General features: G+C 70.7%; 15 protein-coding genes. 5 read left to right on the top strand and 10 right to left on the bottom strand.

Features of this window, described 5'->3' with window-relative positions; genetic code table 11:
- Window positions 1–4: 4 nt before the first annotated feature.
- Genes JOD64_RS28195 through JOD64_RS28175 form a run of 5 tightly spaced genes read right to left on the bottom strand, consistent with a single transcriptional unit; the run spans window position 5 to window position 11,990 of the window.
- A complete protein-coding gene (locus JOD64_RS28195; RefSeq protein WP_204945023.1) occupies window positions 5–1,843 on the bottom strand; it encodes an SWIM zinc finger family protein in 1,839 nt (612 codons plus the stop codon).
- Window positions 1,840–5,283: a DUF5682 family protein gene (locus tag JOD64_RS28190; RefSeq protein WP_307813737.1), complete on the bottom strand. Its 3,444-nt coding sequence runs from the start codon at window positions 5,281–5,283 to the stop codon at window positions 1,840–1,842. Before JOD64_RS28190 ends, JOD64_RS28195 begins: the two co-directional genes overlap by 4 nt.
- A complete protein-coding gene (locus JOD64_RS28185) occupies window positions 5,276–6,391 on the bottom strand; it encodes an ATP-binding protein (RefSeq protein ID WP_204945021.1) in 1,116 nt (371 codons plus the stop codon). Before JOD64_RS28185 ends, JOD64_RS28190 begins: the two co-directional genes overlap by 8 nt.
- On the bottom strand, window positions 6,388–11,118 hold the full coding sequence (locus JOD64_RS28180; protein ID WP_204945020.1) for a hypothetical protein: 4,731 nt from the start codon (window positions 11,116–11,118) through the stop codon (window positions 6,388–6,390). The genes JOD64_RS28185 and JOD64_RS28180 overlap by 4 nt, the downstream gene beginning before the upstream one ends.
- On the bottom strand, window positions 11,115–11,990 hold the full coding sequence (locus tag JOD64_RS28175) for a DUF4132 domain-containing protein (RefSeq protein ID WP_204945019.1): 876 nt from the start codon (window positions 11,988–11,990) through the stop codon (window positions 11,115–11,117). The genes JOD64_RS28180 and JOD64_RS28175 overlap by 4 nt, the downstream gene beginning before the upstream one ends.
- 251 nt (window positions 11,991–12,241) lie before the next feature.
- Between JOD64_RS28175 and JOD64_RS28170 the strand changes: the two genes are divergently transcribed.
- Together JOD64_RS28170 and JOD64_RS28165 are read left to right on the top strand one after the other, a co-directional pair.
- A complete protein-coding gene (locus JOD64_RS28170) occupies window positions 12,242–12,880 on the top strand; it encodes a DUF4291 domain-containing protein (protein ID WP_204945018.1) in 639 nt (212 codons plus the stop codon).
- A 71-nt stretch (window positions 12,881–12,951) separates the two neighbouring features.
- Window positions 12,952–13,335: a cyclic-phosphate processing receiver domain-containing protein gene (locus tag JOD64_RS28165; RefSeq protein ID WP_372434205.1), complete on the top strand. Its 384-nt coding sequence runs from the start codon at window positions 12,952–12,954 to the stop codon at window positions 13,333–13,335.
- Here the strand turns inward: JOD64_RS28165 and JOD64_RS28160 are convergent.
- The 5 genes from JOD64_RS28160 to JOD64_RS28140 form a co-directional block, all read right to left on the bottom strand.
- The gene (locus JOD64_RS28160; RefSeq protein ID WP_204945017.1) at window positions 13,332–14,789 is read right to left on the bottom strand and encodes a hypothetical protein; all 1,458 of its coding nucleotides are present in this window, start codon (window positions 14,787–14,789) and stop codon (window positions 13,332–13,334) included. The genes JOD64_RS28165 and JOD64_RS28160 overlap by 4 nt on opposite strands.
- 70 nt (window positions 14,790–14,859) lie before the next feature.
- A complete protein-coding gene (locus JOD64_RS28155) occupies window positions 14,860–15,810 on the bottom strand; it encodes an RNA polymerase subunit sigma-70 (RefSeq protein ID WP_204945016.1) in 951 nt (316 codons plus the stop codon).
- On the bottom strand, window positions 15,783–16,610 hold the full coding sequence (locus tag JOD64_RS28150) for an alpha/beta hydrolase fold domain-containing protein (protein WP_204945015.1): 828 nt from the start codon (window positions 16,608–16,610) through the stop codon (window positions 15,783–15,785). The genes JOD64_RS28155 and JOD64_RS28150 overlap by 28 nt, the downstream gene beginning before the upstream one ends.
- Window positions 16,611–17,111: 501 nt before the next feature.
- Window positions 17,112–17,507: a nuclear transport factor 2 family protein gene (locus JOD64_RS28145; protein ID WP_204945014.1), complete on the bottom strand. Its 396-nt coding sequence runs from the start codon at window positions 17,505–17,507 to the stop codon at window positions 17,112–17,114.
- A complete protein-coding gene (locus JOD64_RS28140) occupies window positions 17,504–17,929 on the bottom strand; it encodes a nuclear transport factor 2 family protein (protein ID WP_204945013.1) in 426 nt (141 codons plus the stop codon). The genes JOD64_RS28145 and JOD64_RS28140 overlap by 4 nt, the downstream gene beginning before the upstream one ends.
- A gap of 78 nt (window positions 17,930–18,007) precedes the next feature.
- On the opposite strand from JOD64_RS28140, the gene JOD64_RS28135 reads away from it, so the two are divergent.
- The 3 genes from JOD64_RS28135 (at window position 18,008) to JOD64_RS28125 (ending at window position 19,556) form a co-directional block, all read left to right on the top strand.
- On the top strand, window positions 18,008–18,655 hold the full coding sequence (locus JOD64_RS28135; RefSeq protein WP_204945012.1) for a TetR/AcrR family transcriptional regulator: 648 nt from the start codon (window positions 18,008–18,010) through the stop codon (window positions 18,653–18,655).
- Between the two features lie 65 nt (window positions 18,656–18,720).
- The gene (locus tag JOD64_RS28130) at window positions 18,721–19,077 is read left to right on the top strand and encodes a PadR family transcriptional regulator (RefSeq protein WP_204945011.1); all 357 of its coding nucleotides are present in this window, start codon (window positions 18,721–18,723) and stop codon (window positions 19,075–19,077) included.
- A 2-nt stretch (window positions 19,078–19,079) separates the two neighbouring features.
- On the top strand, window positions 19,080–19,556 hold the full coding sequence (locus JOD64_RS28125) for a hypothetical protein (RefSeq protein WP_204945010.1): 477 nt from the start codon (window positions 19,080–19,082) through the stop codon (window positions 19,554–19,556).
- Window positions 19,557–19,963 lie beyond the last annotated feature (407 nt).

The raw sequence follows: 19,963 nt of genomic DNA, 5'->3' as shown, positions 1-19,963 counted from the left end.
CAGCCTATTCCGCTCCGTGGACGCCCATCATCATGGAGTTGCTCGTGGAGGGTGAGCGCCTTGGTTCGGGCGGTTGCTGCCGAATCCCCTCACGGCCGCCGTTGAATTGCCATGATCCTGCGGTTGCGGCTGTCGTCGCAGCGTGGTGATAAGTCGCAGCGGTCAGCCAGGCCACCGCCAGGGCGGTGGAGTCCTGCTGGTTCAAACGGCCGAACGCGTCGCGGCTGCGTCGGTGGCCCGCCCGCCGTAGTTCGCACAGCACGGACGCGGCTGTCGGCAGCTGAGCGTCCAGGAGCGCCTGCGCGTCCCGGTCGACGTCCGGCACCAGGGCGGCGCGGCCAGCGGCGACAACTCGTTGCAGGTGGTGGGCGAGGAGATGCAGTGGCGGCTGCGGTTGGTCGGTGCCGGAAGGCTCCACGGTCACGGCGTCGGGTAGGTCGGCGCGCTGCAGGTGGTCGATGCCAAGGTCGACGTGTCCGCCGAAGCGGTCCGGCAGCCACGGCGCGGCAACGGCAAGCCCGTGGACCCGGCGGGGTCCGTGGAAGCGTCCAATCATCCGTACCGGCATGCCGGTGGCGTGGGCGGCGAGCAGGCGCAGGTTCGCGACGTACGGGAGCACCGGATCATCGTGCGGAGCGAGGACGATGACGGGCTCCGGCAGTTGCGCCGCTCTCAGGAGCAGACCTCGCTGGTCGGCGGTGAGGACACCGTCGAGGAAGGCGAGGTCGTGACCGGCGGGGCGCTCGTGTGGGACGAGGTCGAGGGTCTTCAGCCAGCGGGCGGCCTGTTCGGGGATCGGCTGCCGCCAGTGGGCCGCGGCCGGTTCCTCGTGCCACGAGCGGCCTGAGGTACGTACGGCCTGCACTGCTCTGCCGTGGCTGAGCCGCCGGTCAGCTGAGGCATGCGCGTTGACGGCGAGAATCCCGGCCCGGCCCAGTTCCCGGTGGCTGATCGTCGTGTCACCGAGGTCAACGCTTCCATGTGCGGCGTTGCGGGCTGCGTCGCCATCGCCGGGACGTGCCTGTGCCAGGCTCCAGATGGTCGCGTTGCCATCGGTGAGGTAGCTGACCGCGCCGACGTGGCCTGTGGTGGTGCGCAGCGGCTCGGCACACAGCCCGTACAGGAGCAGATCCCCGACCGGGCTGTAGCCGCGTCGGCTCGCGCCCCGAGCGGCTTGCTGGTCACCGATGCCGTTGGTCAGGAGGTGACAGACGGTCAGCACTTCACGCAGGTCCTCGGTGAGGTCGGCGAGCCGGAATCCGGGGACGTTCTGGCGGGCCGCGCGGAGTAGTTCCACCACTCTGGTCGCGGCTGTCGCCAGTCGGGGCAGCCCGATGGCGCGGGCCTGGTGGATGGCCCGGAGCAGGTCCGCCTGGAGCACCGCGCCAGCGCCCGCCACCCCGTGTTCGAGGATCGCCGCGGCGACATCGCGTACCTGTGTTGCGGTGGCGTGTTGCTCGGCGGTGGTGGGCGAGCCGGCGGCGGCGTCGGGCAGGTCGGCTTGGGTCGTCACACTGGTCTGGGCGGTGCCCGGGTCCGGTCCGGCTGCGGCCGCCTGGTGCGGGTGGGTGGCGAGGACAGGCGCGGCGCTGAGCACGGCGGCCCGGTGCAGGCAGCGTGGTGCGAGCAGGCAGTCGCAGGTGGCTCGTTCGGCGGCGTCGACAGGTGTGGTGAGGGTGACGGTGACCTGGTCGTCGATGGTGACCGTCGCACCGCCGGCGGAGGTCGTGACGGACCAGGCCGGCTGCTTCTCGAGGGCCTGGTCGAGCTTGGACAGCAACCTGTTGGGAAGGGCGGCGACGGCGTCGGCGACGACGTGTGGTGCGACGGCGGGCAGGCTCATCGGACCTGGTCTCCGATCCAGCGGGCCAGTTCGGTGGGGCTCAGCGCGGCGACGGGCATCCCGGCGGCCACGAGTTGCCCGGCGACGCCCGTGCTGTAGCGGGGTTGACCCCGGTCGTCGAGGCTGGCGCAGCCGAGCAGGGTGACCCCGTCGTCGGCGAGTGCCCGGACGGCGGCCAGTAGTCCGCCGATCGGGTGTCCCTCTTCGAAGTCGCTGACGAGCACGACGAGGCTGCGGCTGGGGGTGGTGACGAGTTGCCGGGCGTAGCGCAGGGCAGCGGCAATGTGGGTGCCGCCGCCGACGCTGATCTCCAACAGCAGGCTGAGCGGGTCGGCGACCCGGTCGGTGAGGTCGACAACTTCGGTGGAGAAGGTGACGAAGTGGGTTCGTAGGCTCGTCACGCCGGCGAGGACGGACGCGGTCAGCGCCGCCCAGATCGTGGACGGTTCCATCGACCCGGACACGTCGACGAGAAGGATGATCTGCCAGTCGACGCTGCGTCGACCGCGGCTGCGGAAGACGAACCGTTCGGGGCGGATCTGCGCTGCGCCGTGGTGGTCGATGTGTGCGGTGTGCAGGTTGGCGTGCACGGTGGCGCCGAGGTCGAGGCGCCCGGCGGGTCGGCGGGTACGTCGTGGTGTGGCGAGCCCAGCCAGTGCCGGTCGGATCTGTCGGGCCAACTGCGCGGTCAACTCGGTGACGAGCCTGGCGACGAGTGGGCGCAGTCGGTTGAGCCGCGCCTCGGGAAGCCCGCCGGCCAGCGCCAGGACGGTGTGCAGCAGTTCCACCGAGGGTCGGACGTCGTCGGGTGCGATGGTGAGCAGGGCGTCGACACGTCCGCGTTCGGCGGCGCGGGCGAGCACCTCGTCGCGTACCGCGGCGCCGAACAGCGCTTCGAGGTCGTCGGCCCAATCACGCACCTGCGGGTATGCGGGCTGTCGCCCGCCGCCAGGTCCGGTGGCGGTGTGGGAACCTTCTCCCCTGCCGCTGCCGTACAGCTCGTCGAGTGCCGTGGCGAGTCGGCGGGCGTGCGGCGGCAGGTCGTCGGGGCGGCGGCCGAGCAGCAGCCGCCAGCGCTGCGCGGCGGGCAGCGTGTGCGGTCGGTGAGCCGGGCCGGGTTCTGCCGGGGACGGTGGTGGAGCCGACTTCTCGGCGGTGTGGTTGTCTCTGCCCGTCGGCAATCCAAGGGTGGCCAGTGCCTGCTGTCCCGACTGGTCGACGGCGAGCCAGTCGGCGAGCAGACTCGGTGCGACCCTCACCGTCGCATCGACGTCACCGATGCGCTGACGGACGGTGTCCAGAAGACGGTCCCGATCGGCGGGGCTCAACACGTCGAAGCCGCCGCGCAGCGCCGGCAGCCGCCGGATGAAGTGGTCGTCGTCCCAGCCGTCGATGGTCTGCAGCAGCGGGGCCAGCGTGTCCCCACCGGCCTCGAGCAGGGCGCCAGCGAGGCTGAGCGCTCCGCGGAGTCGGTCGGTGCATTCGGCGGCCGGCATCTCGGTCCAGGACGCCAGGACCGCGCCGAACGCGTGGGGGGCGGTGCTGCCGAGCAGCACCTGGACGGCGTGGGCCGCTCCCCGCATCAGCGGTGATCCGTCGCGGGCGAGGCGGCTGACGGCGTGGCTGAGGCGCAGCAGGTGACCGCTGTCGTCAGCGTGCCGGACAAGGTCGAGCAGCGCGCGGGCGTCCCCGGGGTCGGTGGATCCAGCGAGCCCGTCGATGGCGCGGACTGCCGCGGCGTGCAGGTGTGTCAGGTGCTCGTCGAGGCCGGCCGGTGGCGACGGGGTCGCGGGGATGTGCCCACGTTGCAGCCGCTGGAGCAGTTGGCTGGCGGTGGCGAGTTCGGCGAGGGTGGCGGTGCCGGTCACGGCGGTGTGCAGATCGGCGAGGCGGACCTCGACGGCGTCGGGTAGGCCGCAGGCGGCGGCACGGGCGAGCCCGGCGACAGCTTGTGCCGCGGTGGGGCCGCCTCCTGTCACCTCTCGGCGGCGCCGGGTATTCAGCATGCCGGCGGCGGCTTGGGTGAGGGTCACGCCATGTGGGCTGGCGGCGGCGAGCCCGGCGTCGGTGCCGGGCTGCCAGTGCAGCCGCCAGCGGGTGGTGAGGGTTTCGGCTGTGGTGGCCTCGGCGGGCTCGGCGTAGGGCACCTGGCAGGCGAGCAGTCGCTGCAGGGTGGCCTCTCGTCGCCGGTCGAGTGGGCTACGCAGTGGATCAAGCCGAACGGTGCGGGGCGGGTCACCAGGGCCGGGCAGGCGCAACTGCTGTAGCAGAGCCGTGGTCGCGGGAGTCAGCCCGCAGACGGGTGTGTCCGGGCAGGGGTGACCGCGGTGCTGTCCGATCAGGGTGTGCTGCATCGCGGCGGCGACCGCTCGGCCCCGGCCGGCCGGCTCACCCTGGGCAAGGACGGTCTGCAACGCTTCGACGAGTTCACCGCGTCCGGCGGCGGGCAGGTTCCGCAGTCGCGCCAGATCATGGGCGAGCCGGGTGATCTCGGCGGCCTCCGCCGGTCCGGTGGGGTGTCCCTGGTCCCGCAGGTGCCGGGTGATCTGGACGGCGAAACCGCGCAGGTGGGCGGCCAGCGCGGTCGGATCGGCGTGAGCATCGTGGACAGCCTGCTGCCAGCGAGGGTCGCGGATCCCGGCGGGATAGCCGGATCGCGCGTCGAGCAGCTCGAACGAGTACGGCACCAGGGAGATGACCGGGGCTCGCCGTGGCGCCTCGGCATCGGGTGTCGCCGGCGTGGTGGGCCCTGGGTGTCCCGGTGGGATCAGAGCGGGAGTGTGGAAGGCGCCGACGACGACGGCGAGGCGGCCGGTGGTTTCCGCGATGCGCTGTCGCATCCACGCCTCCCGCCGCTCATCGAGGACGTCGATGTGGCCGGCGGCATCGTTGCGAAGCGCCCAGCCGACCGCCAGCGCCGACCGGCGTACCGCTTCGGGCGGTGAGCCGGGAGCCGCCGCCTCGACCCAGCGGTCCCACAGGTCGTCACCGGTCCGACCGGTCAGGGCGGCCCGCACGCTGTCGGCGTACCCGCTCACCCGCGGTCCGACGGACGCCGGGCGTTCCTGCCACGCCGGGTCGCTCAGCGGAAGATCGCAGCAGTGGGCCGGCACGCCTCGCCGTTGCGCCCACCGCAGCGCGGCCAGCTCCGGGGAGAAGTCGGCGAACGGGTAGAAGGCGAGCGGTCCGCCCTCGTCAGCGCTGGCGGCGGCGAGGGCGACCGGCGCCTGGGTGTCGGGGTGCGCCAACCAGGTCAACCACGGCTGCATGTCGGCGGGCAACTCGACCAGCACCGCGTCCGGGGCGGCCGCGTCCAGCAGGGCCGGGATCGCCGCGGCGAGCACCGGCGAGTGATGCCGCACTCCGATCAGGGTGACGCGGCCGGTGTCGCTGAGACGTGCGACGGCGGCGCGCGGGTCGTCAGGTGCGCTGTCAGTCACGCAGGACATCGCGCTGTTCCCACAGCTGCCGCCACATCCGGCCGCCGGCCTCGGCGCGGCGGCGCAGGGCGCCGTCCCAGTACGCCAGCAGCCGCGCGTGGTCGGCCGGGTCGTCCTTACGTACGACACCCACCAGATGCCCGGGGAGCAGCGACAACGGGTCCGGGCCGGGCAGATAAGCGGTGGACAGGCCGATCGACGCCGCGACGGCGACCGCCTCGGCGGTGCTCATGACCGAGGACGGGCGTTCCACCTCCCAGCCCTCGACGGTGCTGCCGGTGCGCAGATCGCGGAAGGCGGTCACCAGGGTCTCCAGCACCGCCTCGTCCACCGCGTACGCGGCGCCGACCCGTTGCACGGCGGCCCGGGCCTGCCGGGTGACGAGGGCGACCTCGGCGTCGAAGTCGGCGATCGGAGGCACCACCTCGAAGTTGAACCGGCGTTTCAACGCCGCCGACATCTCGGACACGCCTCGGTCCCGCAGGTTGGCCGTGGCGATGACGCAGAAGCCAGGAGCGGCGTAGGCGACGGAGTCGTCGGGGAGTTCGGGCAGGACCAACCGACGGTCGGACAGGATCGACACCAGCGCGTCCTGCACCTCGGGCAGGCAGCGGGTGATCTCCTCGACCCGGGCGACGGCGCCGGTGGTCATCGCGGTGAGCACCGGCGAGGGCACCAGCGCCTCCCGGGACGGCCCCTTGGCCAGCAGGAGGGCGTAGTTCCAGCCGTAGCGCAGCTGTTCCTCGGTGGTACCGGCCGTACCCTGCACAGCCAGGGCACTCGTGCCGCAGACGGCGGCGGCGAGCAGCTCGGACAGCATCGACTTGGCGGTGCCCGGTTCGCCGACGAGCAGCAGGCCCCGTTCTCCGGCCAGGGTCACGACACACCGCTCGACCAGGGCCCGTTCCCCCACGAACTTCGGCGCGATGCTGACCTGACGGCCGTCGGGGCCCGGCACGGGACGGCCGGCGGAGCCGGCGATGAACGTGACCACCGCCTGGGGGGTCAGCTTCCAGCCGGGCGGGCGGGGACCACTGTCGGCGGCAGCCAGGAACGCCAGTTCGTCGGCGTACAGGTGCTCCGGCGGGTCGATCTGTCGGGCGTTCACGCCTTCTCCTGCAGGTCGAGGTAGCGAGGTTTGTCACCGGCGGTAACGCGATCCCAGGCCGCGCGGAACAGCTCCGGCGTCGGGCGGGTGACCAGAGCCAACCCGTTGAGGAACAGGTACAGCGGCTGCTTCCAGCTCTCCATGGGCGGGGTGGGGTTCTTCGCCGCAAGCCAGCCGCCGGGCAGGAAGACGCCCCGGCCGGCCCGTTCCCGTTTGCCTGCCACCACCAGTCCGGAGTCGAGCAGAGCCGCCTGGGCGTGCTTGAGGGCGGCGGGCTTCCACGCGTTCCAGGTCCGCACGTTGACATCGGTGGGGTTCGGCAGGGCGAGCAGCTGCAGGTAGTAGCCGGCCGAATCCCGATCGAGGCCAGTGTGAGCCGCGACGGTGTCGACCAGGTCGGGCGCGCTGACCCGGGGGTCGCGGTGTTCGCCGCAGGCCCCGTCCGGGGTGGACAGCGCGGCGGCGATGTCCGGTGCGAGCACCAGCCGCAGCGTGTCCGCGACCGGGCCGGAGATGAAGCTGATCGCTGGGTCCTGCGGTCCGCTGAGGCGGGCCGGGGCCAGGTGGTGCGCGACCATGTCCCGGAAGGTGTGCCCGGCCACCAGCGCTGATCCCACCTGGGGTGGCTCGTCCACCTCGTGTCGCCCGGCGCCGATCAGCAGTCGCGGGTTGCGCAGCCGCTGCCGCAGCAGCTCCAACGCCCGAGGCAGAGCGTCGCGCATTGGTTCGCCCCACGGCAGCTGGTAGGCCAGCCACAGCAGCGCCACCGTGCACCCGTACAGGTGGTTGCCGTCGAACGGGGTTCCCTCAGTGGTGGTGGTCTCCAGTCGGCCCCAGTCGCCGGGCTGGCTTTCCCCGTCGGTGGTCAGCCAGCTTCCGGGTGCCGGGTTGGCGATCGTCTGCAGGATGTCGGCGGCTCGGGTCGAGGGCAGGATGCGGGTGGCGTCGGCGAGCAGTTGCTCGCCGATGACCACGCGGGCCCCGCGCAGTGCCAGCCAGGCCGCTGCGAGGCGGTCGACGTCCGGGCCTTTGCGCCACAGCTCGGCCGGGTCCTGCGGCATCGCCGCGTCCACCAGCGCGATCCGTTGCGTGTACGACAGGGACTTCAACGCGTCGCGGGCGGTGCGCGCCTGGGTGCTGTTCACTCCGAGGATGCGCCGCTGGTCGGCGGTGAGGAAGTTCGCCTGCCAGTCGTCGATGCCGGGGAGACCAGCCAGCAGCAGGGCGGCCTCGGCGCGCGTCATGCCGGTGCGCCGCACCAGGTCGTCGACGCATTCCGCGCGCCACGGGGCCGGGCCCTGCTCGGTGAGCAACCGGCAGAATGCCCTGATGCGATCAGCGCCCCGCCAGCCGGCAGCGACGGTCTCCGCCTCGACCGTGGCACCGTGCGGCGGGGTGAACTGTCCGTTCGGGGACACCTGCACGGCCGTGCGCCGCCACTGCTTGTCTCGCCCCGCATACCAGGTGGGGCCGCGTTCTGGCAGCAGCACCGTGACCTGGGCGCCGTCGCGCTGAATGACCCGGTGGCTTTCCGGGGGCGCCTCGTCCCAGGTCGCGGTGAGCACCCGCACCGTCTGTGCCGGGTCGGTCAGAACGGTACCGGCCAGGGTGGACAGTAACTGGGCCAGCGCTGGGCGCTCCTGGTCATTGGTGACCGGTGCGGCGGCGCGGACGGCCAGGGCGCCGAGTCCGCCGAGTGCGTCCACCCACGTCGGGGTGGCCTGCGGTACGTCCTCGACCGTCCCGGCCGTGAGGAGGTCGGCGACCGCGGTGACCTGCCGAAGGATCTCCTGCCGCGTCTGGGCGCTGCCGCTGTAGTAGGTGAACCGTTGCGCCGGCAACAGCCCGGACCAGGCGGTGCGCAGCACATCGTCGGCGACGGCTTCGACCCCGGTCTCGTCGACCGGGTCGGTCGTCAACAGCTGCGGCACCCCTTCCATCCGCCGGCGCAGCCGTACCGCGTGCACCACCTTCTCCGCCACGACGGTACGGAGCACCGAATCGGTCACCTCCGTCAGGACCTCGGTGACGATGGCCAGCGCCACCGCGTTGATCTCGGTGGACTTGGTGACGGTGTCGTCGATTGCCATCAACCGGGCCGCGTCGGCGGCGTCGAGCCGCCGCAATCGGGCCGAGCCCGGCACATCGCGTGGGGCCAGTGCGTGCCACCAGGCCAGCGGCGGAAGGTACCGGGATGGTCGGCACCGGTCCACCGGGTCTCGGCCGTCGGCACTCCAGACGGTCAGCTCCAACTCGGCCCGGTGATGGGGCCGCCCGGTCACCGGTAACACGACGTCGCTGCCCGGTAGCCGGAGGCCGGCAACCAGCGCGTCGCCGTGGAACGGGTTGCGGCTGGCTTGGACCGCGCTCGAATGCCAGGACACTCGCCGCCCGTCAACCCCCTCCCCCACCTGCGTGCCGTCCGGCAGGCGGGTCACCCGCCACCCGATCAGACCGTCGCGCCAACCCAGCGGCGACGAGGCGAACTGCGCCGGCGCCGGCCGCAGCTCGCACAGGTCAGCGACGAGGGTCGCACCCGGGGGCAGGTCGGCGGCGAAGAACGCGGGCAGGCTGTGTCGGCCGCCCTCGCCCGTCGCCGGGTCGTACTCCCGCCAGCGCCGCTCCACGGCCGTCGGGTCGGTGGGCTGTTCGCACCGCCAGAACGAGACGCCGTCCCCAGCGACCGGATACGTCGCGGCCGGACTGCGGGTGTCCCCGGCGTGCCAGGGCCGACTGCCGATGGTCATCGCACCGTCGGGCAACGGCAACGGCAGCGACCGGCGGCCCCACAGGGCGTGGTCCGTCGGCTGGTCCGGCTCGATCAGCACGTCCGGGTCGGCCGACCAGTAACCGACGAGCCGGCCGCTGGTGCCGTACCAGGTGACCAGGAGTTGCCCATTGACCAGGCGGCAGGTGGTGTCGCCGTAGGAGTTGCGTGCGTGCGGGCTGTCCGAGGGCGGATACCGGAAGATGTGTTCAGTGGTCGGGGCGTCGACGTCGACGACGTGTGCCGTCCGGTTGTCGTGCACCACCAGCTGCGGCCAACCGTCGCCGAAGCGTCGGCCGAGCTTGTCCTCGGCCACCTGCTCGTACGCGGGCCAGGACAGCTCCGCGACCAGGCCGGCCCGCAATGACCGGGCGAGTACCGCAGGCACGTCGACCCCCGCCAGGGCGGTGAACGCGCCCGGTGCCAACGCCACACCGGCGGGCGACCACACGGCCGCGAGCTGGGACAGCGCCTCGTCCAAGCCGATCAGGGTGCCGTCCGGCACCCGGGCAGCCCGTTCGACGAGCAGCTCGGACAGCACCTCCCGTAGGCCGGCCATTCCCAGCGTCTCAGCGACCATCTGCGCCGGCAGTGGCCCCGACCCCTGCCTGTTGTGCAGCTGCGACAGGGCCTCGGCGGCCCCCCGCGCCAGCAGCACCCGACATCTGGGTTCGGCGGCCACGGCGCGGAGGTCCCGCCGGCCGGGGCCGACGTCGTGCACCCAGGGAGACACGTTGAACGAACCGCTGTCGCTGTCGATCGCCACCGGTACCCCGCCAGCCAGGCACACGTCGAGAACGTCCAGGTCGGCCCGGTGAGCGAAGTCGCTCCACAACGTCACCGGCCGGCCCTCCGCCCGCAACCGCGGTGCCAGGTCCGCAACGACGCGGATGAGCCGCTCACAACGACGCCGGCCGCGCCGTTCCCGCAGCGCCATCAGCCGCTCCAGCCACCGCGCCGCGGACACCGTCGCCGCCTCGTCACGCAGCAGATCGAGCGTGCCGGCCGCGTCCAACAGTTCCAACCAGAAGTCGGTGACGTCCGTGGACCAACCGGGCGGCTCGGGGAAGATCTCCACCAACCGAAGGCGCACCGCCGGGTCATGCTTGGCCAGCCGCAGCAGGGGTTTACGGTACGCCTTCCACACCGCCTCGCTCGATCGGGTCATCGCGGGGAACGCCAGCAACTGCCGGATCACCGCCTCGGCCTGCTCGTCGACGTCCACGCCGGCCGCCTTCGCCAGCCGTCGGAGATCCTCCGCCATCCCGGCGTACGGCGGCAGCCCGCCGGCGACGCGACGAATGGCCAGGGTCCGCACCAGCTCGTACGCCTCGGGCGCCGGGCGCCGCGTCGCGACCGCGCGGGAGTACTCGGTCAGCATCTTCGCCGTCAGCGCACCCGCGAAGGCGAACTCCAGATGCACCTCCCGCAGCCGTTCCTCGTCCACTGGCAGCCCGTGCACCTGCTCGGCGCGCCGGGCGTCGGCGAAGCAGCCGCCAGCCATCCGTGGGTTGTCGGCGGCGCGGAACGCCCGTCCGGCCTCCTCCCAGAACGTCGGCAGGAAATGCGGTGCCGCCGCACCCAGCCGGGCGGCAAGTTCCTGGTAACCGTCGCGCGCGTTGCCCGGCTTGGAGGCGGCGGTTCGGGCGAGCCGCGCCATGTCCTTGACCATCGCCAGTGCGTGTCGACCATTCGCCGGATCATTGATCAACGCCCAGGCTGGGAACCCGAGCGACTGCCGCCGGGCGGTGCCCACCGGCGTCGGTTCGGCGGTACGGCCGAAACCGAGGAACTCCATCGACAGATCCTCGGCCTCGCCCAGGGTCGCCCCGGCCAGACGGACGACGGTGCGACCCGTGAGCGCCGGATGGGTGTAACGACGCGCAGTCACCACATCACGTCCGGTCTGCGCCTCACCGCCAGGCAGGATCGCCCCCGCCTCCAACAGCGCCTCACTCACGCCCGCTCACCGTCCTCGTCGACAACCCGTCCGGCGTAGAGATTCGCCGCCATCCGCATTCCTTCCGACCACGCCACTGGCCCCACCGCCGCCAATGCCACCGCCTCCCCCTCCGGGTCGGTGAAATAGAGCGGACCGGTCTCGGTTTCGTACAGCGGATCGCCCTCGCCGATCCACACCGACGCGACCATCGGAACGCCGTCCTCCCACACCCGCACCGACGCGGCGCCACCCTGCACGCGGTAGCCCGCCGACGTCGCCCGCGCCTGCACGTGGCGCAACTCCTTGTAGCGGCCCCCGGCGTAACGGGGCAGTTCGCGCCGCCGTTCGTCGTGTGACTCTGGCAGCGCCCACACCTCCCGGAACAACTGCAGCGTCTCCTGCCGCACCCCCAGGTCCGCCGCGAACTCCCGTAGGTCTGCCAGATCAGGCAGGCGAACCGGGTGCGGGAGAACAACCTGCACGGCGGTGATCCGGCCACTCTCGCCGTCCAGATCCACCACACCCAGACCCTTCTCCGGGTCCGCGTCACGCAGCAGCCCCGCGTGGTCGGTGTCCCATCGCCCCGCGCCGTCGATCGGCACCACGACCAGATCACGCAGCGACGTACGCCATGCCTCGTCTGCCCACACCTCGCAGAGCACCGTGGTCGGCACCGGCAGCGACCGCACCATCCACTGCTCGACCTCCTGCCGGCAGGAAACCTCGTGCCGCTTCAACCACTCCGAGAGCTGCCGCAAGCCGACTACCACGTCGGTGTCACGCAACGCCTTCGGGAGGCTTTTGAGCAGCTTGCCCCGGCGGTTACGCGCGATCACCTTTCCGCGTTCCAGGCTCACCTCGTAGTCGGTACCGGCTGCCAGCCAGCCCATGTTGATCTCCTCCCGCGGGGCAGTGAGCGGGATTCTGCCATCTGCGACCGACACTCGGGATCACCGTCAGCGGGAGGGTGCCCGCGGCGGTCAGCAGCGCGGTACGCAGGCCGCTCTGCGGGCCGGGGTTCTACTCACTCACTGGTCAGTCGGTTCGCCCAACCCGGCGATCGCGGTCACGGCCCACACCGACTGCCGTGGCTGCGGAATCTCGGTGGAGCAGGCTGGTCCCGATCTGTGAGGATCGGGCCGTGTCCGTTCCCGCCCGTCAGATCCGCGCCCGCTACTCGGCCGACGCCATCACCGTGTACCAGGCGTATCCGCCGGAGATCGCGCTGCCGGCGGTGGCGGCCGGCCGTTTCGTGGCCCCCTTCAAGCGAGAGCGGATGACGTGGATCAAGCCGTCTTTCCTGTGGATGATGTACCGCTGCGGCTGGGCCACCAAGCCAGGGCAGGAGCGCGTGCTGTCCATCGACATCACGCGGGAGGGATTTGAGTGGGCGCTGGCGCGGGCCTGCCTGAGTCACTACGACCGAGACCTGCACGGTGACAAGGCGACCTGGTCGCGGCAACTGAAGACCAGCCCCGTACGAGTGCAGTGGGATCCGGAACGATCACTGCATCTGAAGGCGCTGCCGCATCGGTCGCTGCAGGTCGGGTTGTCCGGCGAGGCTGTCGACCGGTACGTCGATGACTGGATGGTGGCCATCACGGACATCACCCCCACCGTTCACCGGCTGCGGGACCTTCTGCGCGACGGCGACGAACAGGCGGCAGCAGCTCACCTGCCTGTCGAACATGCCTACCCGCTGCCGGCTCAGATCGTCGCCGGCCTCAACGCCAGCCCGGACACCACCGACGAAGTGCCCGAGCCAAAGTACGGACAGTGACGGCAGCCGGGCACGCCAGCGCGCCGGCAATACGGATGCCGGCCCACGGCGACTCCAGGCATCATCTTCTGGTGGAAACCACCGAGACGAGCGTCGTTCTGGTTGACGACCTCCGCTCCTTCGTCGATGGTCGCAGCGCGGAGGTGGCCCGCACGAGTGCGGCCGGGGTCCACCTCCTCGACAGCTATCGAGGTCGGCGGCTGGACGAGTTGTGGCTGGACCACGACCTGGGTGCGGACGACACGGTCTGGCCGATCGTGGAGGTCTTGGAGCGGGCCGCCTTCGAGGATCGCCCGTTCGACATCGGCGTCATCAACGTCCACTCTGCCAACCCGGCCGGTGCCACGAAGATCGCCCAGGTCTTGCGGCACTGGGGCTACCGGGTCCACGTCTGGTCCGGCTCGAACGACGTCGGCTATCTCGAAGGGCCCGCCGGTATGCCGAACCAGGCTTAACGCAAGGCGATGTGGGCGTCCGTGAGGAAGCGGTCACGCTCGTCACCGTGGGCAATTGCCGCGTTGTAGACGGCGTCGATCGCAGCGGCCAACGGATCGTCATTCGCCAGGGCGATCAGTGCGGGGAACGCGGCGGCCTGCTGGAGCGCCTCGCTGACGTGGCGTGTGCCGAATGCTGTCGAGCCGAAGTGCAGCGTGACGGTGGTGTGGGGCACCTCGGGATCGGACAGGAGCCGGTGAAACGCGGCGGTGCCGCTCTGGTCGGTGAAGGACGAGGGCAGTGGACGGTCGGCCTCGGCGGCGGCGAGCGCGTCGGCGATCCACCCGATCTGCTCCAGCCCGGCCACCCGCATCGCGCGGCGGGCCGCCCAGCAGGCTGCCTCCCGCTGGCGGGCGGCAGGCAGCGCGTCGACGCGGTCGAGCAGCCGGCGGTCGATGCGGGCCAGGGACTGCGCCTGGCCGGCGAGTCCGCGGACACGATCCGACGGTGGAGCACCTCCCCACCGCTCGGCGTCGCGCTCGGCCTGCAGGCGGCGGTACCTGTCGGCCAGCGCGGTCGCTTCGGCGGCCTGCCCACGCAACGTCTCCACCCACGGATACGACCCGGCGGCGTCGAGCAGATGGTCCCAGATCAGGCCGAGGGCGAAGGCGTGCCGGCCCAACACCCCCTCGTGCCGCAAAGTGAAGCCGTCGGGGCCGGACGTCAGCCGTACGGTACTCGGCTCGTTGTCCGGCTGCGTGGTCAGCGGATGAGGGAAGATCGGTTCGTCGGCGGTGGACCACGACCACAGCAGAGTCTCGTCGTCGACCCGCCTGAGCCGGACCTCCAGGTCGCCGGCGGGCAGCACTCCCGCCGGGACCTCGACCGGCGCGGGCCGGTGGCGGACCACCGCCACCCGGGACAGGCCGGTGTCGTCCTCGTACGGGTCAGGTGGCAGAGGAGGCAGCAGGGCCGGACGGCCGGACGGACGCGGTACCAGTGACAGCATCGCCTGCTCGGCGGCCTTCGCCGGTTTCTGCTCCCAGTCGCGGTCCCCCGGGTCGGCCAGCACGGTGCGCCATGGCGTCTCCTCGGACACCGCCCAGATGTGCAGCTCGTGCCGCTCGGGCGGGTCGTCGTCGGTGCGTACGGTCTCGTGCAGGCGGTCGCGCGCGTGCACCCGCACCCGGATCAACCCGCGCGGGACGGCGACGTCGGTGAGGGCCTCCGCGATGCCGCCCATCAGGCCGACGACCGACAGCCGGCCGCTGGGACTGAAGAGGGTCGCCTCACTGATCGCGTCCCAGCCGACGTCGACTCCCGCGGGAGGCCCGGGCAGGACACGGACGCGCGCCTCGATCCAACCGGTGTGTATGCCGCAGAAGCCGGTGAACTGATGCGGCCCAACGACGTGCAGCAGACCGTCGCCGAGGGTGTAGATCCCCATGCCGGACGCGCCCGGCACGGCAGACACTTCGTACTGACAGTGGCTGACGGAGAACCTCGCCCAACTGGCCACGGATGCCGGACTCCGATGATCGGCGTCATTCAAGTCGGCCACTCCCAGATCCTACGGCCGACCTCACCGAACCCTCGCAGCACGGCGGAGCGGGCGCTGGTGCGAACGATTCCGCCACCTGCGGGTTCTGGAAAAGCGTGATCGCGAGGATCCCGTCCTCGGCGACCGTCAGCACCGCCACGCCGAAGGGCTCGCCGCGGAACCACGCCACTGCGGCGGGCTGGCCGTTTGCCTCGGTCGCCACCATCCGCCAATCCCCGGCGGTGCGCATCGCAGGCGTCGCGAAGGCCAGGCACGCCTCACGACCGTCGTACGAGGCCGGCGAGCCGACCGGATCGATGGACGCGTCCGCGCGCAGTATTTCGCGAAAGGCGTCCGCGTCGGACGCCTCCCACGCGGCCATGTACCTGCCAAGCAACTCCCGGGCCCGGGGCGAGGAGGCGTCCAGCACATCGTCGCGGGCGGGAGCCGCCTCGGCGAGCCGGGCCCTGGCCCGCTGCAGGGCGCTCTTCACGGCCGGCACGGACATGCCCAGCGCCTCGCCGGTCTCGGCCGCCGAGAAGGCCAGCACCTCCCGCAAGAGCAGGACGGCGCGCTGCCGGGGAGCGAGGTGTTGCAACCCGACCACGAAGGCGAGCCGCACACTCTCCCGCGCGGTCACCAGATCGGCCGGATCCGTCGGGAGCGGCTCAAGCCATGGACCCAGGTCGTCCGGACCGAGACCGGACGAGAGCGCGCGCCGCCCGCGGCCCTCGATCACGTTCAGGCAGACGTTCGTGGCGATCCGGTAGAGCCAGGTCCGTACCGACGAACGCCGTTCAAACGTCCCCCACCCGCGCAGGGCCCGCACGTACGTGTCCTGCACGACGTCCTCGGCCTCGTGATAGGCGCCAAGCATCCGGTACGCGTGGGCGAACAACCCCCGACGTTCCCCCTCGAAGGCTTCCGTCAGAGCCCCAGCTGCGGGCGCACCCATGCGGCCAACCTCCCAATCGCCTCATCGGCCACCGATGCGCGCCCGGCCGCCATCTGGAACGTGTGCAACTGCCCGTCGAAGACGTCAAGCCGGGCGCCGGTCAGCTTCGCGAGGCGCTCGCTGTCACCCCGGCCGCTCTCCTCGCTGCCGCACTGCACATAGATCGGAGGCAGCGCGGACAGGTCGGCGTGGAAGGCGTTGACCTCCGGCGCAAGCCCACTTTCTCCCTCGGGCAGGTACTGCGCAATGAGACCCTGCACCATCGGCCGAGTGAAGAAAAGGTCGGTTGCGGCATTCTCCTCGTACGAGGTGGCGGCCTGCGCCGGGTCCATGTCGATCCATGGCGACAGCAACAGCAGCGCCGCCGCGCCGGGCTCGCGGAGGGCGACCTGCACGGCAAGACCGCCGCCGGACGAGTCGCCCGCCAGCGCCACCGTCTGGGTACGCGCCGCGGCCCACCGGTACACCGTGACCGCGTCCTCGATCTGGGCCGGGAAGCGGAACTCGGGGGCCCGCCGATAGGTGGCGAGCAGCACCCGCACACCGGCCGCCTTCGCGAGGTGCCCGTACATCTTGCGGTGGCTGTAGAGCGACCCGCTCACGAAGCCGCCGCCGTGCAGCGCGACGATCACCCGGTCAGGGCCGACGCCGTGCGGGCTGAGCCACATCGCCGGCACACCGCCCGCCGACACCTCCGCGTAGTCCAAGCCGCGTGGCTCGGCTGTGACGTCTCCCCACTGGTCGGCCTCACCCATGTCCCCCGCGGCCCAGCGGGCGTACATCTCTCTTATCGCAGTCATGTCAATACCGACCGCCGGCGTACTCGAAAGGAATCGGCGTGTGCGGGCGCAGGTGGAGATCCAGGGGCAACACCTTGATCGATGCAGGCTCGTCTGCGGTCATCGCGCCTGGCCGGTGAGCCCGTTCTTGCGGCTCGCGAGCGGGCAGGGATCGCGTTTGTGCCATGGCGGCCTGTCTCCGCAGGCACATCCGAGGCGAAGGCCGGAATCGCCGCCGTGGCGGGTAAGCCGGGTTCGCATCGATGTGTACGCCTTATCGGCCAGGACCCAGTCGAGCCCTCGTCCTCGGACGGACTGTCGTCACGTGCGGGACGCGGATGCGGTCAGGACCGAGACGATCTACTGGTGCTACCGCAGCCAGGCCCTTTTTCAGGCCCGCCGACGGCACGACAGTGGGGCTCCACACCTATGTCGGGAAGCCGGCACTATCCGCGTTCGAGTTGTACCGGCGAGGGCGGCAACTCGGATACGAACGCCTGATATTGGTGGTATCCAGCCGTCTCAGGACCAAAACGCGTCGACCGATGACTGGTCCCGGTTATAAATGTCGATAGAGATGATCGACCCTTTGTCGACGGTGATGAGGTGAAGGGTGTGGTTCTCAAGTGGTGGCTGTCCGGGTCGGGTAGCACGGGAGATGCCGTAGACCGCGGCGTGCCGACCGCCGCCCAGGACCTCGATGACCTGGGTCCGCACGCCGCCTGGGACGACCGCGGCGCTGGCGGCTAGGAACCGGGCGAGGCTGGCCGTGCCTTCGTACCGGCCGGCAACCGGATTGGTGCCTGGCACGGACAGGGTTACTGCGGGATGGAGCAGTTCGGCGATGGTCCCCGCGTCGCCGTCGGCCATGGCCGTGTAGAGCCGACGCGCGATGTCGCGGGGGTCGGCCGAGGTCATTGCGGCGGCAGCACGGTCGGGTCTGCGGCCACCACGGGCGCCGGAACCAGGCGCGTCAGCTGGTCGACCCGTTGTAGTCGCCCATCTCGGGCCAGCTGGCCGAACATGTAGATCTCGGTGGTGATGACGGCGCCCTTGACCATAACCGCGGTCAGGACGTATTTGGCCGCCACGCGGTCACCAGACACCAAGGTCTCATGAAGTTCGGTATGCACGCTGGCGGCCCTCCGGCGAGCAGGCCGCACATGCGCGAGGAGCTTCTCCCGGTCGAGTGGTATCCCGTCGTTGTAGAGCACGAAGTCGGGCGTGTGGTAGCGATCGAAAACCGCGGCGGCATCGTCCTCCCCGAAGGCGACCTCCACGGGATACCCCATGAGGTACGCGCCGAGATTGCGGCCGGGGAGACTCTCTTCACTGGACATCTCGCACCGCTCCCATCGCAGGTCAATTAACTCTGACGACGATGTCCAATCTAAGCCAACCAAGTAGCCTTGACAACTGTGTCTGAGTTATCCAAGCCACGAACGCGACGTCGGCGTGCCGACGCCGAGCGAAGCATCGTTGCAACCCTCGACGCCGCCATCAACCTGCTAGGCAGGCGACCCGAGGCGACCATGGAAGAAATCGCAGCTGAGGCAGGTGTCGCCCGTCAGACCGTCTACGCTCACTTCGCGTCGCGCGACGCGTTGCTCAACGCCATCGTCGATCGAATCACCGCCGAGGTGGTGGCGGCGATCGATGCGGTGGAGCTCGAAACCGGTCCCGCAGCAGACACCCTGAGCCGATGGGCGGATGCCAGTTGGACGCTTCTCCACCGGTACCCGATCCTGCTCAGTCCCGTGATGGCCAGTGCGAACCCGCAGGAAGAGCACGAACGGCATCTGCCGATCACCCAGCGACTCGACTCGCTCATCCGTCGGGGGCAGCGGTCAGGCGAGTTCCACCGGGATACGCCTGCGGATTGGTTGGTGGCAGCCATCCTCAGTCTCGGCCACACCGCCGGACAGCAGGTACAGGCGGACCTGATGAGCATCGGCGATGCTGGCACGGCCTTCCGCGAGAGCGCGCGGCGCCTCTGCGCCAGAGATATCGATCCATCGGGACCGGCAGATACCGGCAAGGCCGCTGCGGAAGGGTTCGACGATTGACGCCGCCGCAGAGGTATGCCTCGCAACAGCTTGACGTATATCCGTTGCGGATATAGTTTCGATTCATGACGAGCACCAGAACCGGTGGGCCCCTCACCCCAGCGGTGCTGCACATCCTGCTCGTGCTCTCAACCCAGGAACGCCATGGCTACGGGATCATGAAACAGGTCGAGTCCGACTCCCGGGGAAAAGTCAGGATGGGGCCAGGAACGCTCTATGGCTCGATCCGCCGGATGACCGAAGCGGGCTTGATCCGCGAGAGCGACAAGAAGATCGACCCGAACTTGGACGACGAGCGCCGCGTCTACTACGGCATCACCGCGCTCGGTCAACAGACCCTCGCGGCGGAGTTGCAGCGATACCGCCAGGTCGTCGCGGTCGCCCAGGAGCGATCCCTCATACCCAAGGCGATGGGTGTCTGACCATGGACGGGCAGACACGATATCGGCGCTGGTACCGAAGGCTGCTCGGTCTTTATCCGGGGCCGTACCGTGAACGCTTTGCCGACAGCATGGAGCAGACGTTCACCGATCTCTGGCGCGAACGAGCCGGAACCGAGGGCCGTGGGCATCGCGCCTTCATCCTCTGGATCTTCGCCGAAACGTTCGCGGGCATCATCCGGGAGCGCGCGACCGACCTTGCGAGGTTGACCATGGCCAGGAACGCAACCAACGTCTTCAGGATCGTCAAGTACCTCGCGCTGGCCACCGGTGGCCTGATGGTGGCGGGGATCGCCACGGTCATGGTGCTGGCGCGCGGCACCGGCGAAGACATCACAGGTGTCGTGGCACCAGCGTTGCTGCTCACACTTCTCTCGGCGGTGGCCGCCGTCGTCGCGGCCATCCTGCAGGGCGCGAACGTTCGTCGCAGGCACAGAGCGGGCGACGATCTGGCCGGCTGACGCCGCAGCGACCTTGGTTGCGGAGACGCCCTTAGCGGCGACCTCGACGAGGTGCAGTTTGGAGAGTTGCCCGACCGGGTTGCACCGGGTGACCAGCGCTCCGGTGAGCCCTTCCCGGCATGGGTACCCCTGGGAAGGTTCGCCGTCAGCCCCGACCCGGCCGGGCCGCCCCACGTGCCGATCCCTACGGACGAGCGGGTCCTGGTGTCGGCGGGGCCTCGGAACACCTCCCTCATCAATCCGGACAACCTGATTGAGTGACGGTGTGGCTTTGTCCGTGGACAGCAAGTAGCCACCGCTGACTCTCGTGGTTGTGTGGACCCAAGATTCGGCGGGCGATCGGGGCGTCGCGTCCGGTATCGAGGACGGTCGAGCGCCCAGAACTTCCTGCCCACCGCTGCCGCACG

The sequence above is a fragment of the Micromonospora luteifusca genome, from assembly GCF_016907275.1.
GTDB lineage: Bacteria > Actinomycetota > Actinomycetes > Mycobacteriales > Micromonosporaceae > Micromonospora > Micromonospora luteifusca.
Note: the sequence above shows the minus strand (reverse complement) of the source record. Positions and strands in the feature narration are given on the sequence as shown.

Excerpts from the sequence above, each read along its gene's own strand:
- JOD64_RS28140 (WP_204945013.1), bottom strand. The coding sequence starts at position 17,929 with ATGTCCAGTGAAGAGAGTCTCCCCGGCCGCAATCTCGGCGCGTACCTC.
- JOD64_RS28175 (WP_204945019.1), bottom strand. The coding sequence starts at position 11,990 with ATGGGCTGGCTGGCAGCCGGTACCGACTACGAGGTGAGCCTGGAACGC.
- JOD64_RS28130 (WP_204945011.1), top strand. The coding sequence starts at position 18,721 with ATGACGAGCACCAGAACCGGTGGGCCCCTCACCCCAGCGGTGCTGCAC.
- JOD64_RS28125 (WP_204945010.1), top strand. The coding sequence starts at position 19,080 with ATGGACGGGCAGACACGATATCGGCGCTGGTACCGAAGGCTGCTCGGT.
- JOD64_RS28150 (WP_204945015.1), bottom strand. The coding sequence starts at position 16,610 with ATGACTGCGATAAGAGAGATGTACGCCCGCTGGGCCGCGGGGGACATG.
- JOD64_RS28145 (WP_204945014.1), bottom strand. The coding sequence starts at position 17,507 with ATGACCTCGGCCGACCCCCGCGACATCGCGCGTCGGCTCTACACGGCC.
- JOD64_RS28155 (WP_204945016.1), bottom strand. The coding sequence starts at position 15,810 with ATGGGTGCGCCCGCAGCTGGGGCTCTGACGGAAGCCTTCGAGGGGGAA.
- JOD64_RS28195 (WP_204945023.1), bottom strand. The coding sequence starts at position 1,843 with ATGAGCCTGCCCGCCGTCGCACCACACGTCGTCGCCGACGCCGTCGCC.